The following is a 16,631-nucleotide window of genomic DNA, read 5'->3' as shown; positions in this document are numbered from 1 at the left end:
AACTAATGACAACATAAGTTTTCAAAAATGGCTCACTATTGCCCAGTCTACATAACATTAACTTACTCTGAAATGATGCCAGATAAAGTCTCAAATATTGACTTTGATTATGTCAAATGATCGCATCTCATGTCAACTACAATGAAAATGGCTCAAACTCCTTGGTATAGGGCGTTGCAACTAGGGGCAATCCAATCAAATCATCAATCAGAACATGATATGACGGCTACGGTGCAGATACTATATGAGACAATTAGTCCCCTTCAACAAAAAGAAACGACAGGTACAAGCCAATTATCTTGATGCGCTCAAGCTTGGTATCATTGTTATTCTATTTCTAAAATTAAAATGAGGTGAAGTGGACATTTGTTCAATATTAAAATTCTCTAACAAATCAAAAACTAAGTTCTGGATTACTTTAAGCCTAACCGTTGCAGTAGTCTATGGAATTTTAGGATTACAGCAAGCATTCAGTAGTCCGTATGTTGTTCAAGATGATGCACGACAACATGTATTTTGGATGCAGCGATTTTTAGAACCCCAGCTATTTCCGGATAACTGGATTGCTAACTATTTTCAATCTGTGGCACCGACTGGGTATACTAGCCTGTATCGATTCATGGCAGGTATTGGAATTGAACCTCTGATTTTTAACAAATTTCTGCCCCTATTCCTGACGCTGATTACTACAGGTTACTGTTTTAAGTTTATTTTACAAATAATACCTGTACCAATAGCCGCATTTATTAGCTCACTGCTGTTAAATCAAACGCTGTGGAGTTACAATGATTTAGTATCAGCTACACCTAGGGCGTTTGTTTATCCGTTGCTGTTGGCATTTTGGTACTATTGTCTACGGCGATCGCTCCTGCCTTGTCTAGGCGCATTGGCGCTGCAAGGACTGTTTTATCCTCAAACAGTATTCATTTCAGCCGGAATACTGATTCTACAGCTATTTAAGTGGGAAGGGGGGAGAATTCATTGGTCTCAAAAACGGGGGGATTATCTATTTTGTCTGTCGGGATTGGTTGTAGCATTTGTGGTTATGTTACCCTATGCTTTGACAACCTCGGAGTTTGGTCCAATTGTTAGTGCGACTCAAGCGAGGAACATGGCTGAGTTTTTGCCCGGAGGACGCACTACCTTTTTTGAGGATAATTTCTGGGAGTTCTGGCTGAATGGCGATCGCAGTGGTATTCTTCCCCGTCGCGAGTCTCTGCCTATCCTGCTTTACGCGGCGTTTCTCTTGCCGTTGCTGCTGCGATATCCGTCTCAATTTCCTCTGAGTCGGCGGGTTAAACCTGGGGTATTCCTTTTACCGCAAACCCTCCTCGTCTCCCTCAGTCTGTTTTTTGTGGCTCATGCCTTACTCTTCAAACTGCATTTACCCAGTCGCTATACTCAACATAGTTTCCGACTGATTCTTTCCCTAGCGGCTGGGATAGCCTTGACTATTTTATTGGATGGGATTTTCCATTGGGCGGCACAAACAACCCAATCTCGTCTTTCTAAAATCGGATCGCGATCGCTGGCGCTAGGATTTGCTGCATTCGTGGGAGTTTTGCTGATTGGGTATCCCAGTTTTGTCGAAGAGTTTCCCAAAACGGCTTACAAACAGGGAAACGCCCCCGAACTCTACGAATTTTTCGCGAGTCAGCCTCAGGATAGCCTGATCGCCTCCCTGTCGCGAGAAGCGGATAACTTACCCACCTTTTCTGGGCGCTCAATTTTGGTGAGTCGGGAATATGCAATTCCTTATCATCAGGGCTACTACCAGCCGTTTCGTCAACGAGTGATCGATTTGCTAACCGCTCAATATAGTGCAGATTTAGCCCAGGTACAGGACGTGATTAAAAAATATGAAATAGACTTCTGGTTACTGGATCGTTCAGCCTTTACATCGGATTATTTAGTGAATAATAGCTGGCTGCAACAGTATCAACCGATTGCCACTGAAGCATTGACCCAATTGCAGCAAGGAAAAATACCTGTTTTGGCGACAATGATGGAACGGTGTACGATTTTCCAAACTGAGGAAACTGTGGTTTTACAGGCAGATTGTATTTTAGAAAACGTTCCCCCAGGTTGAATCAACGATTAGACGATGGGGGAACCTAAAAAACGATATTGATTGTCTGCTCTCTCCTTTGTTTCGATTATATATATTGAACCGAATATGATCTTAATTTTTCAAGAAAAGGATTGAATTAACGTTTTCATCCTTAGGCGACATTGCATGTTTGAGGAACTTGGGTCACTTGTTGGCGTGGGCTATTACCAACTTTATAAGATTTGACAACAGAAAGCTCGAAAAGCTGGGATGCATTCAGCCGTGAGTAGGGTTCAATGGATTCAGGCATGGATTGGTAACAATGGGGACAGAACCAGTAAATTTGGTGAGATCGAATGTGCCTGAGTAAGGTGTGTGAACAACAAAGACAAGTATGACTAAACATCTTTTTCCTTCCTATTTGCAGTAGAGTTCAATTCCGGTACGATACCGTTATTGGCGTGGTTTGACGAGACTGTAGGGTGTGATACAATCTACGACAACTCTGCTTTATCTCTAGACTAAAACCGAAATCTGAGGAAATTCTGAGGATACAAAGCTGTTTCAAAAGTTTATAGTGTCTTGACTGTAGCGAATTAGACAAGAGTATTAAAAGAATATTAAATAAAAGCTATTCCATTTATTTTTGTGGTAGGCAATCAGGCGGCTCAGGGGTCACAGTGTTAAACTGGGGCGTCAAAATAGGGATTCGATGACGATCGCACTGTAGATAATAGTATGCCTCGACCCAGGATCTGCCGCATCAATGGCGGAATGCCGGGTTTGGGCAAACGTTACGCACGCGATCGCAAGAATACAGTATGGTTATCCATTACTCTGCTAGCAACCCCAGTCAAAGCCAACCCGCCAACCCGACGTCATGCCCGTTTCAGGAACAAAAGGGGGATTCTGAGGCTTGTGCGTTTCTAGCAATCTTCAATGACTCCCTGGATGCTATGGTGGTTGCTGATAGCCAGGGAAAATTCCTCAGAGTCAATCGGGCGGCGGGTGAGTTATTTAAATTGTCTGAGGATCAACTGCTGCATCGCACTATAGTGGAAACTACTCCAATTAGTCTTCACAACTGGCGTTCCTTTCTCGCCCAAGGGCGAATCACCTATAACTTTTGTCTGTGGCGTGCCGATGGAACTCAACGAGATGTAGAGTTAGAAGGTACTGCCAATATGTTGCCGGATCATCATCTATTAGTGTTGCGAGATGTAACTGAACATCAGCAAGCGGAAAAGGCATTACGGCAATCCCAGAATTTCGTTGAACAAATCAGTCAATCTATTTCCGCTATTGTTTATATTTACGACATCATCGAACAGCGGAATATCTATAGTAATCGGACGATTACTGAAATTTTGGGCTATTCTCCGGAAACAGTACAAGCCATGGGAGAAAGCCTGTTTCCTCAACTGATGCACCCGGAGGATTTAGCCAAATTGTCGGCACGAATTGAACGCTTGGCGACAGCTTCCGATCGCGAAATTATTGAAACTGAATACCGAATGCGTCGGGCGAATGGGGAATGGTGCTGGCTTTATAGCCGAGATACAGTGTTTGCCAAAACTCCCGATGGCACACCCCAACAAATTTTAGGTGTCGCTACCGATATTACCACAATAAAATTAGCCGAAGCAAAAATATTAAGCTTGAATGCTGAATTAGAACAACGGGTGAAAGAACGCACCGAAGCCTTACAGCAAGCTAACGAAGAACTCAAACGGGAAATTCGCGATCGCCAACAGGCGGAAAAAACGTTACGAGAGAGTGAAGAACAATTTCGATCTATTTTTGAGAATGTCTCGGTGGGAATTGCCCTGCTAGATCTCAACGGGTATATTCTGACAGCAAACGAAGCCAATTGTCGGTTCTTAGGCTACTCCCCGGATGAAATCGTCGGGATGCATTTTTCGGGTTTGACTCACCCGGAAGACTTATCTCTGGATACCGACTTATTTGATTCAATCGTGTGCGGAAAACGCACAAACTACACCATTGATAAACGCTATCTGCGCCAAGATGGTGCTTGTGTTTGGGGGCGGATCACGGTATCGATGATTAAAGATGAAGAGGGTTCACCCCGATATATTGCCGTGGTTTGTGAGGATATCAATGATCGCAAACAAATGGAAGAAGTATTGCGAGAAAGTCAGCAGAAATATAAAACCCTGTTTCAAATCTTTCCGATTGGTATTTCCATTACTGATAAAGGGGGAAATATTATTGAAGCCAATTCCGCCAGTGAGGAAATTTTAGGATTATCCCGCCAAGAACACACCAGTCGCACTTATGATGCTCCCAATTGGTCTATTATTCGACTCGATGGTACGCCCATGCCAGCCTCTGAATTTGCTAGTGTTCGCGCTTTAACCGAAAACCGAGTCATTGAAAATATGGAAATGGGAATCGTTAAAGCCAAGGATAAAATCACTTGGATTAGCGTCACCGCCGCCCCCATTCCTCTCGCTGATTATGGCGTTGCCATTGCCTACATTGACGTTAGCGATCGCAAGCGCATGGAAAAGGCATTACGGGAAAGCCAACAAAAATATAAAACCCTGTTTCAAATCTTACCGATTGGGATTTCAATCACCGATAAACAGGGGAATTTGATTGAAGCGAATGCGGCGAGTGAGAAAATTTTAGGCTTATCGGTTTCTGACCGAATTAATGCTAAATATGTGACGCCACAATTGAACGTGATCCGACCCGATGGCACAATAATGCCCCGATCAGAATTTGCCAATGTCAAAGCCTTAATTCAAAACCAAGTGATCAAAAACCATGAAGCTGGAATCGTTAAGCCAGATGGAAAAATTACCTGGATTAGTGCGACAGCTTCACCGATTCCGTTACGCGATTCGGGTGTCGTTGTTGCCTATTTAGATATTACCGAACGCAAGCAAGCCGAAGAAGCCCTCCAGCAAGCGAAAGAAGTGGCAGTTCGAGAAGCCAAACGCAGCGAAATTGCCAACCGTGCCAAAAGCGAATTCTTGACTAATATGAGTCATGAACTCCGCACGCCATTGAATGGTATTTTAGGGTATGCTCAACTGCTCAAACAAGATACAACGTTAACCAATCCACAGCACCATAATTTGAACATTATTCACCAATGTGGTGAACACCTACTCACGTTAATTAATGACATTCTCGACTTAGCTAAAATTGAAGCGCAAAAGATGGAACTCTATCCCACAGAGTTTCACTTGCCCAACTTTCTCCATAGTCTGGCTGATTTGTTCCAGTTACGTGCCCAACAAAAAGATATTATCTTTACCTATCAAGTGCTTTCACCACTTCCTAATGGGGTGATGGCAGATAACAAACGATTGCGACAGGTTCTGTGTAATTTACTCAGTAATGCGATTAAGTTTACGGATGGGGGTGAGGTAACATTTACGGTGAGTGTTGTTAATCGAACCGATGTAAAATCGGCTTGTAGAAATTCTGCCCTTGAATCAAAACTTAGTCAGGGCGGGTTTTATACAAAGGATACCATCAATAGTCACAATCAAGTCCCTAAACCCGCCCCGACAAACTCGGTTTACTCGATGGTGGGGAAGGGTCAACACTTTCAAACCATTCGTTTTCAAGTTAAAGATACAGGTGTGGGCATTGATTTGAGTCAATTAACCAAAATCTTTTTACCCTTCCATCAAGTCAGTGATCATAGCCATGCGACTGAAGGAACGGGATTGGGATTGGCGATTAGCCAGAAATTAATTCAACTGATGGGGAGTGAAATTAAAGTTAAGAGTATTCCCGGTAACGGCAGTACATTCTGGTTTGATATTAATTTACCCTTAGTCTCAGGATGGCACGAACCGAATCCTTCTAATAAACGCCGGATTACAGGCTTCAAAGGGGACAAACGGAAATTAATGATTGTAGATGATAATAGAGTGAATCGTACTCTCTTGCGGGCGATGCTAAAGCCTTTAGGGTTTGAAATAATAGAGGCGGTTAATGGTCTAGACTGTTTGCAGAAGGTTGTCGAATGTTATCCTGATCTAATTTTAATCGACTTAGTGATGCCAGAAATGGATGGATTGGAAACCACACGCCGAATGCTAGCATTACCCCAACTTCAGGATAAGGATATCGTCGCGATCGCGCTTTCTGCCAGTGTCTACCCCCAGATTCAGCAGGAGAGTCTCGCCGCCGGGTGTCGAGGTTTTCTCGCCAAGCCTGTGGAAACCCAGCAACTTCTCGATGCGATCGCGCACCATTTAAACCTAGAATGGATTTATTCCCAACCTCAATTCCCCTCCCCAACTGAGGCGGCTACTCTAACGCAGACGCCGATTATTTCCCTACCTTCATCAGAAATTAAGGCGTTAGCTGATTTAGTTAAAATGGGGGATATCCAAGGCATTATCGAACGCGCTGAATCTCTAGCCCAACACAATTCGCAATTTGAACCCTTAACCAGCCAAATTTGCCAGTTAGCGAGAGGGTTTCGATTGAAACAACTACGGGAACTGATTCAAGATCATCTTGGTGATGGTTGATAGTTTATGGTTCATGGTTCATTGTATTCCTTCTCCTCTAAGGCAAATCCATTATTCAGCCATCAGGGGTATTCTGGGAATTCTTAATTACATCTTTTTAGCCAAACCATTACCCTATTAATCACTATATGTCTTGGTTGGTTGCTTGTTTCATCATTTATTATTCCTTATGATCCTTCAACTTCCAGATAAAAGCAAACTGCTTATTGTCGATGATAACCCCACTAATTTAGGGTTTCTCTTTGAGTATTTAACGAAATCTGACTTCAAAGTCTTAGTCGCCTTAGATGGAGAAAGTGCGATTGAACAAGTGCAATATGCCCAGCCGGATCTGATTTTATTAGATGTAATGATGCCGGGATTGGATGGATTTACAACCTGTAAATGTCTAAAATCTGATCCATCGACTCAAGATATTCCCGTAATTTTTATGACCGCACTCTCCGATACCGTCGATAAAGTTCAAGGATTTAAAATTGGTGCGGTTGATTATATCACTAAACCCCTACAACCCGAAGAAGTATTATGTCGTGTCCAAACCCATCTCGCCTTGAGAAATCTACAAAAGCGACTCCTTGACCAAAATCAAAAACTATTATATTCACAAGAGAAAGAACGGCAACGATCCTTAGAACTTGAGCAGGCATTAAAGAAATTACAACAAACCCAACTTCAACTTATTCAATCCGAAAAAATGTCAAGTTTGGGTCGGATGGTTGCCGGAATCGCCCATGAGATTAATAATCCGTTGAATTTTATCTACAGTAATGCCTCGATTACAAAAACTTATCTGGAAGAACTTTTACATTTACTTCATTCTTATCAACGTACCTACAACAATCCTAGCCCCGAGATTGTTGCAGAAACTGAAGCCATTGACCTGGCTTTTTTGCAGTCCGATTTACCCAAAATCCTTAACTCAATGCAAGTGGGGGCGGAACGAATCTGTCAGATTATTCTGTTGCTGCGGAGTTTTTCCCATTTGGATGAATCAGAATTTAAGTTAACGGATATTCATCAAGGAATTGATAATACCCTGTTTTTGTTACAGCACTGTCTTAAATCTCAGTCAGACCGACCAGCTATTCGAGTGATTAAAGAGTATAGCGATCTGCCTAAAATTGGCTGTTATGGGGGTCAGCTTAACCAAGTATTTACGTCTATTATCACCAATGCCATTGAAGCCATTGATCAGGAGAAAGAGAAATGGAGAACAGGAAACAATGGGTTTGAATCGAATCCGCCAACACCAACGATTTGGATTTGTACAGAAATTAAAGACAATACCAATGTGGTGATTAAAATTGCCGATAATGGTTCAGGGATGAAGGATGAGGTCAAACGCCAAGTCTTTGATCCCTTTTTTACGACAAAGCCTGTGGGTTCAGGAACAGGTTTAGGTTTGGCTATTAGTTATCAGATTATTGTCGAAAAGCATAAAGGTCAGTTACAGATGAATAGTCAACGGGGAAAAGGGACAGAATTTGTGATTGAGATTCCTCTAGATTTGAATGAAGAGTAGAAATAAGTTCCACCGCCTTGAAATCAATTTAAAGGCTTATAGCTAAAGTCCGTTAAAACGGACTGGGACAAGTTATATGCTGTCCGGCTTCATCACCCATAATAAAAACTTCTCCCCCTCACCCCCTCACCCCCTCACCATAATTATGGGTATTCAACCGAACGTTAGAAGCTGGAGGGACAAACAGTAACGATCGCGCTAACTGATTATCCGTTACCTCCAGTTGATCAGATTCTGGGATTTCTAATTTGGATGGTTAGAGACGGTTAATTGTAGGGGCGGGTTTAGCCGTTTACTGAACGAGTTTACCCACAACTGATCAACAAAACCCGCCCTCTTTTTGTTTTTGGAGGGACAAACAGTAACGATCGCGCTAACCGATTATCCGTTACCTCCAGTTGATCAGATTCTGGGATTTCTAATTTGGATGGTTAGAGACGGTTAATTGTAGGGGCGGGTTTAGCCGTTTACTGAAGGGGTTTACCCACAACTGATCAACAAAACCCGCCCTCTTTTTGTTTTTGGAGGGACAAACAGTAACGATCGCGCTAACTGATTATCCGTTACCTCCAGTTGATCAGATTCTGGGATTTCTAATTTGGATGGTTAGAGACGGTTAATTGTAGGGGCGGGTTTAGCCGTTTACTGAACGGGTGTACCCATAACTGATCAACAAAACCCGCCCTCTTTTTGTTTCTGGAGGGACAAACGGTAACGATCGCGCTAACTGATTATCCGTTACCCCCAGTTGATCAGATTCTCGGATTTCTAATTTGGATGGTTAGAGACGGTTAATTGTAGGGGCGGGTTTAGCCGTTTACTGAACGGGTGTACCCACAACTGATCAACAAAACCCGCCCTCTTGTCGTTTCGATTTGAACCAAATAACGAATGACGAATGACAAATTAAGCTGTCTTGAAAAAGCGAATAATTTCGCGAACATGATCCAGGAATTGACTATCTGTGGTTAATTGCGCGATCGCTTGTTGGGCTTCCCGGGCTAAACGCCTGTGTTCAGCCTCATTCTGGGCTTCGAGTTGATCAAAAGAAGCGCGGAGTCGGGCGATATCTTTACGGCTTTCTTCCCAGTTACGGTTCTGCATCGCCACCCAGGAATGCTCATTTTCGGGATCGAGTTGGGGTTGAATCTGTCTGATATCCTGTTCTAAATTTGAGACGCGATCGCGCAATTGGTACACATCCTCACGCGGATACTTAAACTCCTGGCGAATCATCGCTAAACGGGCGGCTAAATACTCATAGAGTCGAATCGCTGGGCGTAAGGCGGTTAACAACAATGCTGCACCCGAACTCACATACCCTACCGCACTAATCCCCATCGCCGCTAACGTATAAAGCCCAATCGCAGATAGAATATGTAAGGCTATCGCCACCCAGAGCGATCGCGTTGCTACCACTTGAGCATAATTAACCTGTTTGGTGTCTATCTGAATCCCCTTTTCCGCCGATTGCGCCGCATCTGCCAAAACCGACTTGGCTTCAAAGTGGACATTCCAGGGAACTGTCACAACCACCAACAGCCACCAAAAGCTAGCCACTCCAATCACCCAATCCAGAAAATGTCCGGCGCTGATATGCAACCATTGCAGGATGCCAAATATCAGTAGGGTGATGATTCCCAATGCGCCACTCCATCCGATAAAGTTAAATAACATATCCTGTGACCTGTAAGTGTGAAACGTTTTCCCCGATCATGGGTAAGGGTTCCAGGGACAGGGGTTCAGCTTGTGATACTTTCTTTTGTTTCACAGGGGTACACCTGATCCGGTTGATTGTTACGAGATATTAAATACACGCTAAGTACCGAGGAATCTGGGAAACTTTTATACACAAGAGTCATCAAAGGCTTTGTGCAGAGGAAAGTTGAAGGACTACACAATCAAAGGATCGAAGTAGACAAGATGAGAAAGCGTGCATTTTTTACACAAGTAGCCACCCTAGCCACGATCGCCCTATCTAGCCTAATCGCGAATAAATCAGTGGCGGCGACATTTGAGCAAATTCCAGTTGATCAAAATAAATTTATTGCCGTGGCTGCACCTTTTGGCGAGAGTTCCCATCAACTGCTGATTATTGAACAAAAAAGCAATGCGCGGCAGTGTTGGAGTGAAAGTGGCAGTAATCCGGTTACCGTAGATCCCTTATTATTAAACTTTGACTTTAGTGGGATTTGCGGACGTAGTACGGATAGTAATGGCTATTCCATCCGCATGGCGGGTGAAGATTTGGGCTTAGATTATTTACTCAGAATCGTTGAACGCAATGGTGAATTGGTACTGATAGGAACCAATAGCCGCGATCGCAGCGCCCCAGAAGTTATAGTGGGTAGAACCCAAGGATTAGCCAATGGGTTTGTCAAGATAGTTTTAGAACCCGGTTGGGACTTTGCCCGACGTTCCTATCAAGGTAAACCATTGGGTCATATTTATCTGGCAAGTAGTCAACCCTTAAGCAGTATTGGTACAGGTGGCGGTTCCGGTACAGGTTCTAATCCAGACACAGGTTCCGGTACGGGGTCTAATACAGGTGCTAATCCAGGCACAGGTTCAGGGACTGGCAATCCAGTCGTAACCTTTCCCGATGTTGCCAATGACATTTATGCCAATGAAATTCAGCAAGCCGTGGCAATGGGATTTATTGCTGGATTCAGAGAAGATAACACATTCAGACCCCAAGCGGCGTTAACTCGTGAACAATTGGTTTCGATTATTTTTGAAGCATTGAATCAACTCCCCAACGCCGATTTAGAACTTCCTGAGCAAGTGACCTTTGCCCCTTATCCTGATGTTAATCCCTCCCGATGGAGTGCGGCAAAAATTCAATGGGCGCGGGATAATAATATCATCAGTGGTTATGCGGATGGAAAATTTCGACCTACACAACCAGTGACTCGCGCTGAACTGATGGCAATGGAACGACGGGCGGCGGAGTTTGCCTTAACCCTGCAAGGTCAACAACCGACGCTGACAGCTAATCAGTCTGCTTTAGAGTTTAGCGATATTCAGGGTCATTGGGCAGATGCCCTGATTACTCAAATGTCGGCTTATTGTCGAGTGGCGTCTCCGTTGAATGAAAGGGGGAGTGCTTTTTATCCCAATAGTCAAGCCCAACGAAATTATGCGGCGGCGGCGACGGTGCGAATGCTTAATTGTGTGAAATGATTTGTCATTGGTTATAGCAATACGCATTGAGGTTAGGACAATAAAATTGGGTAAAAAGGGAATAGGGAATAGGCAATAGGGAATAGGCAATAGGGAATAGGCAATAGGGGAATGTCCTAACCTATGCCCGTAGTGCGATAAATCGGATTCTCTTGCTCCCCTCTCCCAAGCTTGGGAGAGGGGCTGGGGGTGAGGGCTGGCGTGGGTGATGTCACGGTAAACCTTGTATGGTCTGGGCGGGTTTAGTTACATCTGTTGTGAGGTGAAAAACGATAATAGTGAAACCCGCCCCTACACAGACACCTTCATCAAAGGTATGGGTCAATCATCAACAATCAACACTATTTCAACGGTGATGTTACGGTAAAGGTTGTGCGGTCTGGGCGGGTTTAGTTACATCTGGGTGAAGTGAGAAACGATAGTAGTGAAACCCGCCCCTACACAGACACCCGGTTCCATCAAAGGTATGGGTCAACCATCAACCATCAACCATCAACACTATTTCAACGGTAAGGTAACGGTAAAGGTTGTGCCGACATTAACTTCACTCTCTACGCTAATTTCACCGCCATGAATGTCCACACAGCGCTTGACGATGGAAAGTCCTAATCCTGTTCCTTTAATTTTACCGACATTGCTGGCACGATGGAAGGATTCAAACAAGTGCTTTTGTGCTTCTGGGGGAATGCCAATTCCACTGTCTTTAATCTGGAACGTGACACTTGTATCGCTACTGAATAAATTAAACTTGACCACGCCACCTTGGGGGGAGTATTTTACCGCATTTGCCAGCAAATTACAGAGGATGGGACGCAATAGGTTAACATCCAGACAAGTCTCGGTGAATTCACCTTGGGGGTTAAAGATAATTTGGTATTCTTCCCCAGCATTGGTCTGGATTTCTTCGACTAAGTTATGACCAAATTCAACGATATCTACGGGAATAAGTTGTAGTTCAACTTTTCCCGAGTCAGCTCTACCGAGCAGTAAAACATCATCCAACAACTGAATCATCTGGTTCACAGATAGTTTAATTTGCCGCAAATGCTTTTCTTTTTTAGTATCCATGGTATCTCGACAATAGCGTTCCAGCAGATCGTTTGAGGAACTAATTGTGGTGAGAGGAGTGCGGAATTCATGGGAGGTGATGGCGATAAACTGTGTTTTCAGTTGGTTTAATTCTTTTTCTTTGGCTAAGGCAAACCGCAGCCGTTCTTCAGACTGATGGCGCGAGAGGGCAATTTCAATCGTGGTTTGCAGTTCGTCTTCTTGGAAGGGTTTGAGCAGATAACCAAAGGGGGCGGTTATTTTGGCTCGCTCTAAGGTATGTCCATCACCATGGGCAGTCAGATAGACGACGGGAATATTCAGACGTTGACTAATCTCCTCAGCCGCTTCAACTCCATCCAGTTTTCCGGGGAGTCGAATATCCATGAGAACTAAGTCAGGTTTAGTTTGAGTCGCCGTGGCGATCGCCTCTTCTCCCGTCGTCACTATCCCCACAACGTCATACCCTAATGTCTGCAAAGTGGTTTCAATATCAAAAGCCACGATTTCTTCGTCTTCGACAATAAGCAGCCTCGCATTCGATATCATGATGATTGTTTCCTTGCTAGTAAAGAGTTGGTCAACTTAACTCAGATTGGTTGTTTTAGACAGCTTTATATTGTTGGTGCTATAAGTTATAGTATCTTATGAATACCCAAAGAACTATCGATGTATTTTTTGATACATAGCATAGGGAAACCCAAACCACTTAAAGTTTATCTGCTCTGATCTGAGAGGATTAGCAACTCCGGTTGAATACTATTATAAATAAAGTTCCCTGATTGCGATCAAGTTTTATCTCACCGTTGAGTTGCTTAGTCAACCGACACACAAGCTGTAAGCCTAGAGACGAGGTTTGCCTGAAATCCACGTCCTCTGGGAAACCAATGCCATTATCACCGATGGTCAAGCATAATTGTTTTTGGTGAACAGAGGATAGAGAGTCTGAAGTGGCGTTTGTTAAGTTGTTTTCCCCATCTTCCCCATCTCCAATGGCACTGACTTTAGAGTTTGTAGTCAGCGCTTCAGCGCTTATGGCACTAAAGTGCGTACTACGAACCCAGCTTAAGTCAGCGACATTCCCCCTATCTCCCTGATCCTCCCCTTCGCCTTCATTAGTTCCTCCTCTCGTCTGGAGAGTGATGCTAATTTCACCATTGCGAGAGTCAGGAAAGGCATATTTTAGGGAATTGGATATTAATTCATTAACAATTAATCCACAGGGAATAGCGGTATCAATCGACAGCGAGACGGGAGCAATTGTCAGATTAAAGGTAATTCCTTTTTGCCTTGCTCCATAGCAACGAGAGAGAGAGTCAACCAGACTTTGGATATAAGCGCCAAAGTTAATCTGGGATAAATTCTCAGACTGATATAGTTTTTCGTGAATCAGTGCCATTGCTTGCACGCGATTTTGACTTTCTTGCAAGAGTTCTAGTATTTCGGGTGCTTTCATTTTTCTTGCCTGTAAGCGCAATAAGCTGGAGATAATTTGTAGATTATTCTTGACTCGATGATGAATTTCTTTGAGCAAGGTTTCTTTTTCGATTAAGGACGCTTTAATTTGCGCTTCTCCTTGCTTTCGTTGGGTAATATCGCGCCAGGTTATGGCTAACCCCTCATCGAAACGAACAGCACGAATATCAAAGGCTTGTCTCAAATTTTGTGGATGGGATAAATCATCATAGAAGAGTAATTCTTTAACCAATGGTTGACCTGTTTCCACAACCTGACAGTAGGCATCGAATAACTCATCTTGATAAGGAGGAAGCAAAATCGAGTAGATTCGTTGACCTCTTTGTACGGGTTGAGTAAAACAGTGATACTGATTAGTAGCATCATTGACATACTCAATGACAAAATCAATAATTTGACCCGAATCATCGCGAATAGGTTTATACAACCCAAAGCAATCTAATATATTATCCAGCGAGGTTTGGAATCGTTGTTCACTTTGGGTTAATTCATCTTGTAACTGTTGCTGGTGACTAATATCTTCGATCATGGCAACACAAAATACAGGTTCGCCAATCAAGTCGCGCAGCACCGCAACGGTTAGATTTGCCCAGACAATCTCACCATTCTTTTTAAAATAGCGTTTCGGCATCCGGAAACTATCGATTTCCCTCTGATCAATTTGTTCCATGTAGTGTAAATCATGCCCTAGATCATCAGGATGGGTAAAATCGTCAAAGGTAAGCGACATGATTTCTGATTCCGAATATCCCAGTGTCTGATAATAAGCCGGATTGACTTGAATAAACTGATGGGTATGAAAGTTGATCAGAGACATGCCAATGGGAGCATGATCAAAAATTTGCCGGAATCGTTGCTCACTTTTTTGTAAGGCAAGTTCTGTTTGTTTACGCTCGGTGATATCCTGAGCAATTCCAGCAATGCGGTACATTTCACCTTGTTCATTGTAGATGGGAAAAGCGCGATCGCAAATCCAACGCATTTCTCCATCGGGTCGTAGTATCCGATACTCTTCATCATACTCGCCTAATACCTCTTTGTTGATAGCGCTGCGGATGCGATCGCGATCATCGGGGTGAATTGTATCCAACCATGATAGGCAATCAGTATACCAAGAAGCACAGGGTTGACCCCAAATTGTTTCGTAAGCCGGACTAATATAAATATTTTGGGTTTTCTCTACATTTGTCATCCAGAAAACATCTTGAATATTCTCTGCAAACTGACGGAACGTTTCTTCACTCTGGCGCAATGCTGATTCAGTTTGCTTGAGATTTGTGATGTCGAGAATTGTACCAAATACACCAATTATCTGGTTGTCTGAGTTTAAAATCGGTTTCCCTTTAGCGAAAATGTGGCGAATCGAACCATTGGGACGAATCAGTCGATAGTCTAATTTATAGGGTTGTTTATATTGGATACTATGGGCAACGGTTTGAGTAAAATATTTGCGGTCATCGGGATGAGTAATCTGGTGTACCAGTTGTGCATAAGTTGGTTCACCGTGATCCGGATCTCGACCAAAAATCCGGAATGTTTCGGCTGACCAAGTAATTTTATGAGTCATCATATCATAATGCCAATGACCCAGATGAGCCATTTCTTCTGCTTCAGCAAGTTTGGCTTGGCTTTGACGTAAATGTTCCTCAACTTGCTTGCGATCGGTGATATCTTCAGCAATTCCCACATTGCGGTTAACTTGTCCAAAGTCATCGAGAATTGGCAAAGTCCGCGCCCAAATCCAACGCTGTTCACCATTGGGTTGGATAATCCGATATTCTTGTTCAAAGGGTTTGTCCCAGACGTGAGTTTGCCATTCGGTAATTATGCGATCGCGATCGTCTGGATGAATCACATCTTGCCAAGATTCTGGCTGTTGATAGAGAGATTCACAAGAGAGTCCCCAGATTTTTTCGTAAGCTGGACTAACATAAATCATCTGATTAACAGTGCGGATAAATAAGACTTCCCGAAGGGTTTCCGCAATTTGGCGCAAGTTCTGTTCATTTTCTTTGAGTTTACGGTTGACGTGCTGACAATATTGAATTTCTTGAACCAGTTTTTGACTGGTATGGCGTAAATCAATGGTGCGTTGATTCAGGTTAGATATCAATATCTTGTTGAAAAAATGAGAGACGTTAACTTCTGTTTTTCTGCGTTCGCTAATATCCAGGCTACTACTAATTAGGCGATAAATCCGCGACTCTTGATTATACAAAGGTGTGAGCGTGGTTAACCACCAACTATCTTGAGATTGGCAATAGGTTTCATAGACAATCACACGTCCCTCTTGAACGCATCGGGTATAATTATCCAAAATAGCGGTAGCTTCATCCGCCGGAAAAATTTGCTCAGGAGACTTGTCTTTCATCTCCGCCAGATTTTTTTCCATCCATCGTTCAGATGCTCGATTCATCTCCACGACACGAAATTCACCAGACGGTAAAACATCAATTACTATAATCGGATGAGCAACGCCTTGATAAATATTCTCTAAGAGTTGGTTTCGTTGTTGAAGTTGGGCGTAGGTTTGTGGTTCCATTTCTCGCTAAAGTGGCTAGGGTGTAGGGGCGGGTTTGACTACTATTGTGTCTTATCTCACCCCAATGTAACTAAACCCGCCCTGACTTGACCCTTAGGTAGATTGGCATGTATTGGAAAATATGCTAAAAGTCAACATAACAGAGTTAGATCGGATAGATATCAATATCTGCATCCTGCGATCGCGGCTACGCCCTTAAGTCGAATGTCACTGACTTTAGAGTTTGTAGTAAGCGCTAAAGCGCTTCTGGCACTAAAGTGCCTACTACGAACCCAGCTTCCCCTGCTC

8 protein-coding genes are annotated in these 16,631 nt (G+C 43.4%); 5 read left to right on the top strand and 3 right to left on the bottom strand.

All coding sequences use genetic code 11. The features are described from left to right. Nucleotides 1-129: 129 nt before the first annotated feature. The 4 genes from RID53_RS28690 to RID53_RS28675 all read left to right on the top strand — a co-directional run bounded on the left by RID53_RS28690 (nucleotide 130) and on the right by RID53_RS28675 (nucleotide 8,095). Nucleotides 130-303, top strand: coding sequence for a hypothetical protein (locus RID53_RS28690; protein WP_446391343.1), 174 nt, complete (start codon nucleotides 130-132; stop codon nucleotides 301-303). A 55-nt stretch (nucleotides 304-358) separates the two neighbouring features. Then, entirely contained in the window at nucleotides 359-2,089 is a 1,731-nt protein-coding gene (locus tag RID53_RS28685; RefSeq protein WP_446391342.1) for a hypothetical protein, read from the top strand. Nucleotides 2,090-2,871: 782 nt separating this feature from the next. Further along, the gene (locus RID53_RS28680) at nucleotides 2,872-6,573 is read left to right on the top strand and encodes a PAS domain S-box protein (RefSeq protein ID WP_446391341.1); all 3,702 of its coding nucleotides are present in this window, start codon (nucleotides 2,872-2,874) and stop codon (nucleotides 6,571-6,573) included. Nucleotides 6,574-6,742: 169 nt separating this feature from the next. Next, nucleotides 6,743-8,095 carry a hybrid sensor histidine kinase/response regulator gene (locus tag RID53_RS28675; protein WP_446391340.1) on the top strand — a complete coding sequence of 451 codons (1,353 nt, stop codon included), beginning with the start codon at nucleotides 6,743-6,745 and terminating at the stop codon, nucleotides 8,093-8,095. A 906-nt stretch (nucleotides 8,096-9,001) separates the two neighbouring features. Here RID53_RS28675 and RID53_RS28670 read toward each other — a convergent pair. Next, the gene (locus RID53_RS28670; protein ID WP_446391339.1) at nucleotides 9,002-9,772 is read right to left on the bottom strand and encodes a hypothetical protein; all 771 of its coding nucleotides are present in this window, start codon (nucleotides 9,770-9,772) and stop codon (nucleotides 9,002-9,004) included. Nucleotides 9,773-10,018: 246 nt separating this feature from the next. On the opposite strand from RID53_RS28670, the gene RID53_RS28665 reads away from it, so the two are divergent. Continuing rightward, nucleotides 10,019-11,278: a DUF3747 domain-containing protein gene (locus RID53_RS28665; protein ID WP_446391338.1), complete on the top strand. Its 1,260-nt coding sequence runs from the start codon at nucleotides 10,019-10,021 to the stop codon at nucleotides 11,276-11,278. 498 nt (nucleotides 11,279-11,776) lie between these two features. Here the strand turns inward: RID53_RS28665 and RID53_RS28660 are convergent, their stop codons facing one another. Further along, nucleotides 11,777-12,874: a hybrid sensor histidine kinase/response regulator gene (locus tag RID53_RS28660; RefSeq protein WP_446391337.1), complete on the bottom strand. Its 1,098-nt coding sequence runs from the start codon at nucleotides 12,872-12,874 to the stop codon at nucleotides 11,777-11,779. A gap of 190 nt (nucleotides 12,875-13,064) precedes the next feature. Then, nucleotides 13,065-16,343 carry a PAS domain-containing sensor histidine kinase gene (locus RID53_RS28655; RefSeq protein ID WP_446391336.1) on the bottom strand — a complete coding sequence of 1,093 codons (3,279 nt, stop codon included), beginning with the start codon at nucleotides 16,341-16,343 and terminating at the stop codon, nucleotides 13,065-13,067. Nucleotides 16,344-16,631: the final 288 nt, after the last annotated feature.

Source organism: Coleofasciculus sp. B1-GNL1-01, from assembly GCF_040220235.1.
GTDB lineage: Bacteria > Cyanobacteriota > Cyanobacteriia > Cyanobacteriales > Coleofasciculaceae > Coleofasciculus.
The sequence above is the reverse complement of the archived record's forward strand: the minus strand, read 5'-3'. Positions and strand labels throughout refer to the sequence as shown.

Coding starts and splice junctions, on each gene's coding strand:
- RID53_RS28690 (WP_446391343.1), top strand. CDS start 130: ATGTCAACTACAATGAAAATGGCTCAAACTCCTTGGTATAGGGCGTTG.
- RID53_RS28680 (WP_446391341.1), top strand. CDS start 2,872: ATGGTTATCCATTACTCTGCTAGCAACCCCAGTCAAAGCCAACCCGCC.
- RID53_RS28675 (WP_446391340.1), top strand. CDS start 6,743: ATGATCCTTCAACTTCCAGATAAAAGCAAACTGCTTATTGTCGATGAT.
- RID53_RS28670 (WP_446391339.1), bottom strand. CDS start 9,772: ATGTTATTTAACTTTATCGGATGGAGTGGCGCATTGGGAATCATCACC.
- RID53_RS28665 (WP_446391338.1), top strand. CDS start 10,019: ATGAGAAAGCGTGCATTTTTTACACAAGTAGCCACCCTAGCCACGATC.
- RID53_RS28660 (WP_446391337.1), bottom strand. CDS start 12,874: ATGATATCGAATGCGAGGCTGCTTATTGTCGAAGACGAAGAAATCGTG.
- RID53_RS28655 (WP_446391336.1), bottom strand. CDS start 16,343: ATGGAACCACAAACCTACGCCCAACTTCAACAACGAAACCAACTCTTA.